Consider the following 10,957-nt stretch of genomic DNA (forward strand, 5'->3'; position numbering starts at 1 on the left):
CTCGACATGCAGCCGGGCAAATTCTCGAGTATCGGGGGCCTCAGGGGCAACGTCGGCATTGCACTCGGCACCTACATCGAGAATGCGATCGGCACCAACTACGACGACCTCATCATCGGCAATGAAAAGGCAAACCGTCTTGAAGGCGGAAAAGGCATCGATACGCTTGTCGGTCTCAAGGGGGCCGACACGCTGATCGGGGGCGATGGCGACGACATCCTGCTTGGCGGTGTGGATGCGGATCGCCTCGAGGGCGGCGCGGGAAACGATCGCCTCGAAGGCGGGACCGGCGGCGACGCCATGGTCGGCGGGCTCGGCCGCGACGTCTACCTCGTCGACGGTGCCCTTGATGTCGTCGTCGAAAGATCGGCCGAAGGCGTCGACGAAATCCGGCTTCAGACGTCGGCGCAGATCAGCATTTCCCATGTCGAGAAGGTCACCCTTGAAGCGAGCGCCCAGAATGTCTCCGTGAAGGTGGGGATCCGCGGCGAGGCGGATCCATCAACGAAGGCGCACCTCGTCGTGACGGGCAACGACAAGGCCAACAGCATCCAGGTTCTCTACAACGACAGTCGTGATCCGATCATCGGCCTCCTCGGCGGTGCCGGCGCCGACACCTTCCATTTCGGCGGAACCGGAGACTTCGATTTCTTCGAACTTCACTTCGCCGACTTCCAGACGAAGTCCGACAAGCTGGACGTCAGCAACCTCATCGACAGGTACAGCTATCAGGGATGGTTCGATGGCAGCTTCGAGGGCGTGCAGATGTATCGCTCCAACATCAAGATCGCGACAGGCTTTGATGAAGAGGGCAATGTGATCAGTGAGACCCTTGCCAGCCATTTCGAGAGCGATGCCCAGTGGATGGTGTTCAAGGGCGACGGCACCCGGACCTACTGGGTCGGAGACATTTACGGCTCGATCGCCCACGGCGACCTGATCGTCTGATGTCGAGCCTGCAAGGTCCCGGCGACGCGATCGCGTCGCTCAGCCGGTCGGGCGCATGCGCCGCCCGGCCACCGCATGGCCCGCGAGCAGCAGCAGGCAGGCACCGACCACCGGGAAGACCATCCAGTTGATCAGGTCCCAGCCGCTGGCGACGAGGATCTTGCCCGACGAGAACGAGGCCGCCGCGACGATGCCGAACAGCAGGAACTCGTTGGCGGCCTGCACCTTGGCCGCCTCTTCCGGCGCATAGGCGTCGGCTACCATCGCTGTGCCGCCGACGAAGCCGAAGTTCCAGCCGACGCCGAGCAGGATCAGCGAGATCCAGAAATGGGCGACGCTGACGCCGAGCAGCGCGATCACCGCGCCGAACCCGATCAGGACCAGCCCGTAGGCGACGACGGCTTCCTTGCCGAAGCGGCCGATGATCGACCCGGTGAAGAAGCTCGGCGCGAACATGGCGATCACGTGCCACTGGATCGCCAGCGCCGCATCGCTGTGGCTGTGATGATGCTCGTGCATCGCCAGCGGGCTGGCGGTCATCACCAGGCTCATCAGCGCATAGGACGAGATCGCGCAGACGCTGGCGACGACGAAGCGGGGCTGCAGCATGATCGCGGCGAGCGGACGCCCGGACGAGTCGCCCTTGCGGCGCGGCGCCGGCTTCGGGATCGACAGGGTGGACAGAACGGCGCCGCTCAGCAGCGACAGCACGATCATGATCGCGTAGGTGCCGGCATAGGTCACCGGCAGCAGCGTCTCGCCGAAGATGGTGGCCTGCGGGCCGACCACGCCGGTGACGACACCGCCGGCCAGCACCCACGAGATCGCCTTCGGACGGAAGGCGGGCGGCGAGGCGTCGGCGGCGGCAAACCGGTATTGCTGGAGAAAGGCGCCGCTCATGCCGCCGATCAGCTGGGCAAGGCAGAACAGCCAGAAGGAACCGATCGCCAGCGCCACGATCGCCAGCGCACCGAACACGGTCGTCGCCGCGGCACCCGAGAGAAACCCGGTCCGACGTCCGACGCGGGCCATGAACAGCGCCGCCGGGGCGGCCGACAGGGCATTGCCGAGGATGAAGGCCGTCACCGGCAGGGTCGCCAGCGACTTGTCGGCGCCGAGCAGCGAGAAGCCGACGATGCCGCCGAGGCCGACGGCGATCGGCGACACGGCGCCGCCTACCGCCTGCGCGGCCGAAAGGGTCAGCGCTGCCCGCCTGGCGGAGCGCTCGTCGGGAACAGCCGTCGCGGTCAGGTCCGTCATGCCCCACCCTGCCCTTTTCAGAAGTGACTGAACGATCCGGACGCAAAATCGAGCTGGCCGCCATCGGCGCCCATGACGACAAGGCCCTCGCCTTTGCTGGCCCGGCCGATCGCCGTGACCGGGATACCCGCCGCCTGCCCCGCCGCAACGAGCGCCGCAAAAGCCTCTGGCCGGCAGGCCAGCGCCAGTTCATAGTCGTCGCCGCCGGTCAGCGCCACCGTCCGCAGCGCCGGATCGGCAGCGATGGCCACGCGGGCGCCTCCGACAGCGGCACGCTGCCGGCGTCGATCTCGATCCGCACGCCGGAGACGCCCGCCATCTTGGCCAGATCACCGGCCAGACCGTCCGAGACGTCCATGCCCGCCGAGGCGAGCCGCTGCACGGCCTCCGCCAGCCCACTGCGCGGCTGCGGCAGCAGATAGCGGCCGAGAAGATGGGCGGCGGCGGCCTCGCTCAGGCCCAGCCGGCCGGAAAGGCCGGCATCGAGCCGCAGTTGCAGCCCGATCGCCGCATCGCCGATGCTGCCGGTGACGGCAATGATGTCGCCCGGCCGGGCACCGTCCCGCCGCAGCATGCCGCCGCGCGGCACGCGGCCGATCGCGGTAACCGACAGGGTCAGCCGCTCGGGCGAGGACACGGTGTCGCCGCCGAGCAACGCGAGGCCGTAGGTCCTCTGGTCGTCGGCCAGCCCGGCGGTGAAGGTGGCCAGCCAGTCAGCCGTCCAGTCGGCGTGAAGACCGAGGCCGAGCAGATAGGCAAGCGGGCGGGCACCCTTGGCGGCAAGGTCGGAGAGATTGACCCGCAGCGCCTTGCGCGCGATGTCGCCGGGCGGATCATCGGCAAAGAAATGAATGCCGGCGACGAGAACGTCCTTGGTGAGGACCAGGTCCTCGCCGTCCGGCGGGGTCAGCGCCGCAGCGTCGTCGCCGAGCCGGAAGGCGGCCGCATCACTTGCCAGCGGCGCCAGAAACCAGGCGATCAGCTCGGTTTCCGTCGGCCGCCGGTTCGAGGTCACGATCCCTCGCCGGAGAACTCGTCCGGCCTCAGGTCGTGGGCGATCCGGTCGAGCACGCCGTTGACCAGCTTGGGCTCGTCATCCTCGTAGAAGGCGCGCGCGACGTCGATGTATTCGGAGATCACCACGCGGCCCGGAACGTCCTTGCGGCGCAAGAGCTCGTAGGTGCCGCAGCGCAGGATCGCCCGCAACGTCGCGTCGACCCGCTTCAGCGGCCAGTCTTCCACGAGCGCGGTGTGGACGAGCGGATCGATCCGCCGCTGCTCTTCCACCACGCCGGAGATGACATCGCGGAAGAAGGCCGGATCCGCCGCACGATACTGCTCGCCGTCGATTTCCTTGCCGAGACGGAACTGCTCGTACTCGGCCACGACGGTGAGGATGTCCTCGCCGCCGATCTCGAGCTGATACAGCGCCTGCACGGCGAAAAGCCGCGCGGCGCCGCGCTGGTTGGCCGGGCGCGGCGCGCCGCGGCCCTTGTCGGGGGTGTTGGTCTCGGCCATGGCGGTCACGATCCGAAGCGGTTCCTGACGGCGATCATCGCGAGTGCGGCCTCGGCCGCCCCGGCGCCCTTGTTCTTCTCGGTACGCCGCGCGCGGGCCCAGGCCTGCTCGCCGTTCTCGACCGTGAGGATGCCGTTGCCGACAGCAAGGCTCTCGCCGATCGTGAGCTCCATCACCGCACGGGCGGACTCGTTGGCGACGATGTCGTAGTGGGTGGTCTCGCCCCGGATCACGCAGCCGAGCAGCACGAAGCCGTCGAAATCGGCCTCGCCATCCTCGATCGCATCGAGTGCCATGGAGAGTGCGGCCGGGATCTCGAGCACGCCTGGCACGGACACGCGCTCATGGCTCGCCCCCGCCGCATCGAGCGCCTCGGTGGCGCCGGCGACAAGCTCGTCGGCGAGGTCGGTGTAGAAGCGAGCGTCGATGACGAGGAGATGAGGGGCCCGGTCGGCCATGATCGCGAACCTTGTCTGCCGGATTGAGAGCGGCCAAAGACCACGGCCCGCCCGCTTTGTCCAGTCTTTCGGCGCAAGGCTGCCCGGCCGGTTCCGCCACTCAGGCCATCGGCGAGACCAGCCCCGGAAAGGCACCGGACTCCAGAAGCCGCGCCAGATATCGCGCCATCATGTCGATCTCGAGATTGATGCGGTCGCCGACCCTCGACGTGCCCCAGGTGGTGACCGCCAGCGTGTGCGGGATCAGCATGACGCCGAACTGGTCGCCGGAGACGCTGTTGACCGTCAGCGAGGTGCCGTCGAGCGTCACCGAGCCCTTGGCGGCGATGAAGGGCGCGAGCATTGCCGGCGCGCGGAACACGAGGCGCACCATGTCGCCGACCTCTTCGAGCTCGACAAGCTCGCACACCCCGTCGACATGCCCGGTGACCATGTGGCCGCCGAGTTCATCGCCGAGTCTGAGCGCGCGCTCGAGATTGATCCGCGTGCCGGCGGTCCAGCTGCCCATGGTGGTCTTGGCCAGCGTCTCGACCGAGGCCTCGACATCGAACCAGTTGCGCCCCCCCTCGCTGCCGCGGTCGACGACGGTCAGGCAGGCGCCGGCGCAGGCGATCGAGGCGCCGAGGTCGATGCCCTCCGGGGCGTAGACCGTGCCGATCCTGAGGCGCACGCCGGTTTCCCGTTCGTCCACGGACAGGATCTCGCCGACGTCGCTGACAATTCCGGTGAACATCTGCTCTCTCCTGCTGGAGCGCCTGCCCGCTGGGCGACCACGTCAGGTCGGCGGGACATCGCTCCGGATCTGGTCTGATACGGACGGCGCAACGTGGCGGTTCAGGCGCCCGGGCGGCGGTACACCGTGAGCCGGTCGGCGCCGAGACGCCGGTGACCCGTTATCTGGAGATGCCGGGCCGCTTCGCCAAGGTCGAGGCCGGCAAGGGCGGCAACCCCGCGCGCGCGATGATCACCGGCGAGGTGACGAGGTGGAACTCGTCGACGAGATCCCGCTCGACGAGGCCGCGGGCGATCCGCGCCCCGCCCTCCACCATCAGGCGGCCGATGCCGATGGTCCCGAGCTGGACCAGCAGGTCATCGAAGTCGATCCGGCCGCCCCTGCGGTTGGCGACCCGCACATCGACGAAGGCATCGCGCAGGGCGCGGACCCGGTCATCCGGGGCGTCGGGCGCGACGAAGCAGATCACCGGGAAGGTCTGCGCCGTGCGGGCAATCTGGCTGGACAGCGGCAACCGGGCGTCGGGATCGACCACCACCCGGATCGGCGACCGGCTCTCCATGCCCGGCAGCCGGCAGGTCAGGCGCGGATCGTCGGCCAGCGCCGTGCCGATGCCGATCAGGATCGCATCGCTCTCGGCGCGCATCGCATGGGCATAGGCAAGCGACTCCGGCCCGGAGATCGACACCTGCCCGTCGCCGGTGCGGCCGATGGCGCCGTCGGCGGACACGGCGAGCTTGAGAACGAGGTGCGGCCGGCGGTGGAGGATGCGCGCGATGTGCCCGGCGTGGGCGCGGCGCGCCTCGGCTTCCATGACGCCGACCGTGACGGCGATGCCGTGGGCCCGCAGGTGGGCGTGACCCTTGCCGGCGACACGGTGATCGGGATCTTCCATGGCGGTGACGACCCGGGCGACGCCGGCCTGCACCAGCGCCTCGCAGCAGGGCCCGGCCCGGCCGTGGTGGGCGCAGGGCTCGAGCGTCACATAGGCCGTCGCGCCGCGCGCCGCCTCGCCCGCGTCGAGCAGCGCCAGCGCCTCGCCATGAGGGCGGCCGCCTGGCGCGGTCAGGCCGCGGCCGACGACGACGGGCATCTCGCCCTCGCGGACGATGATGGCGCCGACGGACGGATTGGGAACCGCCCGGCCCTGGTTGCGCCAGCCGAGCGACAGCGCCGCCGCCATGAAGCGACGGTCGCGCTCCGGATCGACGACGATTCGGGAGGGATCAGGCGGCGTCGGAACGGCCTGGCAGCGGAAGGAGGACGCCATGGCCCGTCACGATTCGTCGAGGGGGTCCGGACCGGACCCGGCGGCCAGGGAACCGGCCGGCTCGGGGCCGGTCGACAGTTCGCCGAGAAGCTCGCGGAAATCCTTGGCTTCGCGAAAATTCCGGTAGACGGAGGCAAAGCGCACATAGGCGACGTCGTCGATGCCCTTGAGGGCCTCCATGACCAGCTGGCCGATCTGTTCGGCCGTGATCTCGCTTTCGCCGGTGCTTTCGAGCTGGCGCACGATGCCGCTCACCATGCGCTCGATCTTCTCGGGTTCCACGGGGCGCTTGCGCAGCGCCACCTGGACCGACCGCACAAGCTTGTCGCGGTCGAAAGGCACGCGGCGGCCGGAACGCTTCAGGACGACGAGTTCGCGCAACTGCACGCGCTCGAAGGTCGTGAAGCGTCCGCCGCAGCTCGAGCAGACGCGCCGCCGACGGATGGCAGTGTTGTCTTCCGTCGGCCGCGAATCCTTCACCTGGGTCTCGTCACCGCCACAATACGGGCATCGCATTCAGGCGGACTCCGAGGGTTCCGATCAGCTGTAGATCGGGAAGCGATCGGTCAGGTTCTTGACACGCTCCTTGACCGCCGCTTCGACATCGCCGTTCCCTTCCTCGCCATTTGCAACGAGTCCGTCAAGAACGGTGATGATCATGTCGCCGATTTCCTGGAACTCCGCGATACCGAAGCCGCGCGAGGTGCCGGCCGGCGTGCCGAGGCGGATGCCGGAGGTCACGGTCGGCTTTTCCGGGTCGAAGGGAATGCCGTTCTTGTTGCAGGTGATGTTGGCGCGGCCGAGGGCGGCCTCGGCCGCACGGCCGGTGACGCTCTTGGGACGCAGGTCGACCAGCATCAGGTGGTTGTCGGTGCCGCCCGAGACGATCTCGAGGCCGCCCTTGCGGAGCGTCTCGGCCAGCGCCTTGGCGTTGTCCACCACACCCTTGATGTAGCTCTTGAAGTCGGGCTGCAGCGCTTCGCCGAAGGCGACCGCCTTGGCCGCGATGACGTGCATGAGCGGACCGCCCTGCAGGCCCGGGAACACGGCCGAGTTGATCTTCTTGGCGATGTCTTCCTCGTTGGTGAGGATGATGCCGCCGCGCGGGCCGCGCAGGGTCTTGTGCGTCGTCGAGGTGGCGACGTGGGCATGCGGGAACGGCGACGGATGCAGGCCGGCCGCGACGAGGCCGGCGAAATGGGCCATGTCGACGAGGAAGAAGGCGCCGACTTCATCGGCGATCTTGCGGAAGGCCTCGAAGTCCCAGATGCGCGAGTAGCCCGAGCCGCCGGCGATGATGATCTTCGGCTTGTGCTCGCGGGCGAGCGAGGCGACCTGGTCCATGTCGATGCGCATGTCCTGCTGGCGCACGCCGTAGGAGATGGCGTTGAACCACTTGCCCGACATGTTCGGCTTGGCGCCGTGGGTCAGGTGACCGCCCGAGGCGAGGTCGAGGCCGAGGATGGTGTCACCCGGCTTGGCGAGGGCGAGGAACACGCCCTGATTCGCCTGGCTGCCGGAATTCGGCTGGACGTTGGCGAACTTGCAGCCGAACAGCTTGGTGAGACGCTCGATGGCGAGGTTCTCGGCGATGTCGACGAACTCGCAGCCACCGTAGTAGCGACGGCCCGGATAGCCTTCCGCGTACTTGTTGGTCAGCACCGAGCCCTGCGCCTCGAGAACGGCCTTGGAGACGATGTTCTCCGAGGCGATCAGTTCGATTTCATGCTGCTGGCGGCCCAGTTCCTTGGAGATCGCGGACGCGATCTCGGGATCGGTCTCGGCCAGGGAGGCGGTGAAGAAATCGGGAAAAATGCTGCTCGCAGCGCTGTCGGTCATGGACATTTGGACGTTCCGCCTGTTGTGAGTGATGTCCCTCGCCCTTGCGGGCGCCGGATTCCGCCGTGGTGGGCAAGGTCGCTCATTCGTTGTCGAAAGCCGGCCTCCCGACGCCCCATCCTTCGAGGAGAAGAACCGCGCGCCGGCATTCATCGTCTGGAATTACCATGGACCTTCGCGAGCCGACAACGGCAACACGGTCGCAGCTGTTGTCCGCGAACGCACATAATGACGCCGGCTCTTGCCGGAGACGGCGCTTGTGCGCGCCGCCCTCAGCCGCTTTGCTCCATGTCGAGCCGGCGGCGCAGCTTGCGCAGCGCCAGCTGCTCGACATCGCCGCGCGCCGCGCCGATCGGAGCGATTACAACGCTTCGACGCCGGTGGCCGCATCGATGGCGGTCGCCCGCATCTGCCGGCCGATGATCTGGAATTCGAAATAGACCGTCCCGCCGCCGCTTCCCGTCATTCGCAAAGCCCCTTTCGCGGGCCGCCCCGGCCGCCTCGCGCCGAAGGCCGCGGCGAAACAGTTTGTCCCGCCAAAACAGCGCGGTGCCGCTGCGCATCGATTCTCGCGGAGCTCCGGTGCCGCCGGCCAAGGAAAAGGCCCGGAGCGGGTGTCCGCTCCGGGCCTTCGAGTGTCCGCCGTTGCGGCCCTGCCGTCAACGCAGCGCGATGTCGAGACCGTCGCGCTGGTAGATGTCGTCACGGAACTGGACGACGCCGTCGGTGCTGGCCCAGGCCGTGAAATAGTTGAAGTAGAGGTTGACCCGGTCGGCCACGATCGCGTCGAGCCGCTCGCCGGAGCGCAGGCCGGCATCGACCGCCGCCGCATCCCAGCCGGGGGTGTTCTTCAGGATCCAGGACACGTATTCGCGCACGTTCTGGACGCGCACGCAGCCCGAGGAATGGAACCGGTAGTTCGAGCCGAACAGCGTCTTCGACGGGGTGTCGTGCATGTAGACACCCTCCGGGCTCGGGAAGTTGATCTTCACCGCGCCCATCGAGTTGAGCTCGTTGGGGTCCTGCCGGAAGGTGTAGCGCGCCGCGTCTTCGGTGCTCCAGTCGACCATGCTCTGGTCCACCTCGGCGCCCGACCGCGGGTCGATGATCCGGATCTTGAACTTGGTCAGATACTCCGGATCCTTGTTCACCATCGGGATGATGTCCTTCTTGATGATGCTGACGGGCACCGTCCAGAAGGGATTGAACTTGATGTCGGTGATATGGGTCGACAGCAGCGGCGTCTGCCGGTCGATCTTGCCGACGATGGCCTGATGGCGCGAATGCACCGAGCCGTTCTCGACCGTCTCGATGTCGGCGGCCGGCACGTTGACCATCACGTAGCGGTCACCGAGGAAGCCCGACATGGCACGGACGCGGACGAGATTGGTCTCGAGCTGGCGGAGACGAAGCTCCACCGGCACGTTCATCATCTTGATCGTCTCGCCGTCGGCCGAGATCACGCCGTCGGCACGCACGCCGTGGCGGGTCTGGAAGCGGCGCACGGCCTGGTCGACGAAGCTGTCGAAGGAGGTCGGGTTGCCGCCCATCGGCTGCAGGTCGCCGGACACCTCGAGGCGCTGGCGCAGCTGCGCCACCTCGGGGCTGGACGCGCCGATCTTGAGCGGCTGCGAAACGTTGACGTAGGGCCAGCCGCCGCGGGCATAGATGTCCGCATAGCGCTGGATCGCCGCCTCGACATTGGCCGGTGTCTCGGGATTGATGGTCGGCGCATTGGTGCGCACCATCGCCTGCGCCGGCATCGACGTGTCGAAGCCATCCGACCACTCGGCCTGGTCGAGGGCGAACTGCTGGGCGGCGGCGGGCATCGCGGCGAAGGCGCCGGCTCCGCCGATGCCAGCCAGCAGGCTGCGGCGCGTGATCTTCGCGCGCATCCGTCCGGTAATGGTCTCTTCAGATCCGATCTTCGTCACGACTGATGTCTCCAGCTTTGCAAATGCCTGCAATGACAGGACATTTTCCGAATTAACACATATGTCGCACAGCAACAACGAACCGGCGATCACAACCGCGTGGCCTGGACCACCTGCCTCGCGAGGGGGCGGCAGGATGTGCGGGAAACCGGCGAAGGTGAGCCCGCAGTGGACCATATCGTGGTTAATTCTTTCGGACTAAAACGATAACGTCTTCGTCACGTCCCGGTTCCCGTGATGTCCCCTGCTCATCGTCCCGGTTTGTGGTCGATTGATGTCGAGGACCCGCCGATTCCGCGGCCCGGCGCCCGCCGTCGCAGCAGGTCGACCAGCGTTGCAGATGCGCAACACCTGCCCGGCCACGCCGGCGCCTCAGCTCCGGCCACGAAAAAACCCCGGCGCGGGGGCGCACCGGGGGTGAGGTCGTCCGGGAGGTCTGCCGCGTGCGGGGTGGTCACGCGGCTGTTGCGCTGCCGGTCCTCGCGCATGCCGGACCGGTTGCAGCGGAAGGTTTGTGTCCGCGTCAGAGACGGTAGAGGATCTGGTCCGTCCAGAAGCGCTCCAGCCGCTGGAGCGACAAGTTGAGATGCTCGAAGTCGTCGCGGGCCACGCCGCCGACCTTCTCGATCGAATGCATGTGGCGGTCGTAGAGCCGCTGGATCACGTCGGCCACTTCCTGCCCCTTCGGGGTCAGGCTGACGCGCACCGAGCGGCGGTCCATCCGCGAGCGCTGGTGATGGATGTAGCCCATCTCGACCAGCTTCTTGAGATTGTAGGACACGTTGGAGCCGAGGTAGTAGCCGCGCGTGCGCAGTTCGCCGGCCGTCAGTTCGTTGTCGCCGATGTTGAACAGCAGCAGCGCCTGCACGGCGTTCACGTCAGTCCGGCCTTCCCGGTCGAACTCGTCCTTGATCACGTCGAGCAGACGGCGGTGCAGGCGCTCGACCAGGCGCAGCGCCTCCATGTAGAGCGGCTTGATGCCACTGTCTTCGGACGA

At 67.6% G+C, this 10,957-nt stretch carries 11 protein-coding genes and 1 pseudogene; 1 reads left to right on the plus strand and 11 read right to left on the minus strand.

Features of this window, described 5'->3' with window-relative positions:
* Nucleotides 1–948, plus strand: a 948-nt coding sequence (locus A6302_RS17470) for a calcium-binding protein (RefSeq protein WP_210183373.1), incomplete at its 5' end; no start/stop codon positions are given.
* A gap of 39 nt (nt 949–987) precedes the next feature.
* Here the strand turns inward: A6302_RS17470 and A6302_RS17475 are convergent.
* The 11 genes and pseudogenes from A6302_RS17475 to ldtR form a co-directional block, all read right to left on the minus strand.
* A complete protein-coding gene (locus A6302_RS17475; protein WP_069308117.1) occupies nt 988–2,208 on the minus strand; it encodes an MFS transporter in 1,221 nt (406 codons plus the stop codon).
* Between the two features lie 17 nt (nt 2,209–2,225).
* A pseudogene (thiL, locus tag A6302_RS17480) lies at nt 2,226–3,223 on the minus strand (thiamine-phosphate kinase).
* Complete coding sequence (nusB, locus tag A6302_RS17485) at nt 3,220–3,726, minus strand: transcription antitermination factor NusB (protein ID WP_069308124.1); 507 nt, start codon at nt 3,724–3,726, stop codon at nt 3,220–3,222. Before nusB ends, thiL begins: the two are co-directional and overlap by 4 nt.
* 5 nt (nt 3,727–3,731) lie before the next feature.
* Nucleotides 3,732–4,184 (minus strand): 6,7-dimethyl-8-ribityllumazine synthase, encoded by a 453-nt coding sequence (gene ribH / locus A6302_RS17490; protein WP_069308118.1) that lies wholly within the window; start codon nt 4,182–4,184, stop codon nt 3,732–3,734.
* A gap of 100 nt (nt 4,185–4,284) precedes the next feature.
* Nucleotides 4,285–4,917: a riboflavin synthase gene (locus A6302_RS17495; protein ID WP_069308119.1), complete on the minus strand. Its 633-nt coding sequence runs from the start codon at nt 4,915–4,917 to the stop codon at nt 4,285–4,287.
* A 160-nt stretch (nt 4,918–5,077) separates the two neighbouring features.
* Complete coding sequence (gene ribD, locus A6302_RS17500; protein ID WP_069308120.1) at nt 5,078–6,187, minus strand: bifunctional diaminohydroxyphosphoribosylaminopyrimidine deaminase/5-amino-6-(5-phosphoribosylamino)uracil reductase RibD; 1,110 nt, start codon at nt 6,185–6,187, stop codon at nt 5,078–5,080.
* 6 nt (nt 6,188–6,193) lie between these two features.
* Nucleotides 6,194–6,703, minus strand: a complete 510-nt coding sequence (gene nrdR, locus A6302_RS17505; protein ID WP_069308121.1) for a transcriptional regulator NrdR — start codon at nt 6,701–6,703, stop codon at nt 6,194–6,196.
* A gap of 24 nt (nt 6,704–6,727) precedes the next feature.
* Nucleotides 6,728–8,026, minus strand: a complete 1,299-nt coding sequence (gene glyA, locus A6302_RS17510; RefSeq protein ID WP_141703890.1) for a serine hydroxymethyltransferase — start codon at nt 8,024–8,026, stop codon at nt 6,728–6,730.
* A 361-nt stretch (nt 8,027–8,387) separates the two neighbouring features.
* Nucleotides 8,388–8,492, minus strand: coding sequence for a DUF6898 family protein (locus A6302_RS26290; protein ID WP_425349173.1), 105 nt, complete (start codon nt 8,490–8,492; stop codon nt 8,388–8,390).
* Between the two features lie 193 nt (nt 8,493–8,685).
* Nucleotides 8,686–9,960 carry a L,D-transpeptidase family protein gene (locus tag A6302_RS17515; protein ID WP_245294125.1) on the minus strand — a complete coding sequence of 425 codons (1,275 nt, stop codon included), beginning with the start codon at nt 9,958–9,960 and terminating at the stop codon, nt 8,686–8,688.
* A gap of 523 nt (nt 9,961–10,483) precedes the next feature.
* Nucleotides 10,484–10,957: transcriptional regulator LdtR (ldtR, locus tag A6302_RS17520; protein WP_069308125.1), on the minus strand; the 474-nt coding region annotated here is incomplete at its 5' end.

Origin of the sequence: Methylobrevis pamukkalensis (assembly GCF_001720135.1) — a bacterium.
Lineage (GTDB): Bacteria > Pseudomonadota > Alphaproteobacteria > Rhizobiales > Pleomorphomonadaceae > Methylobrevis > Methylobrevis pamukkalensis.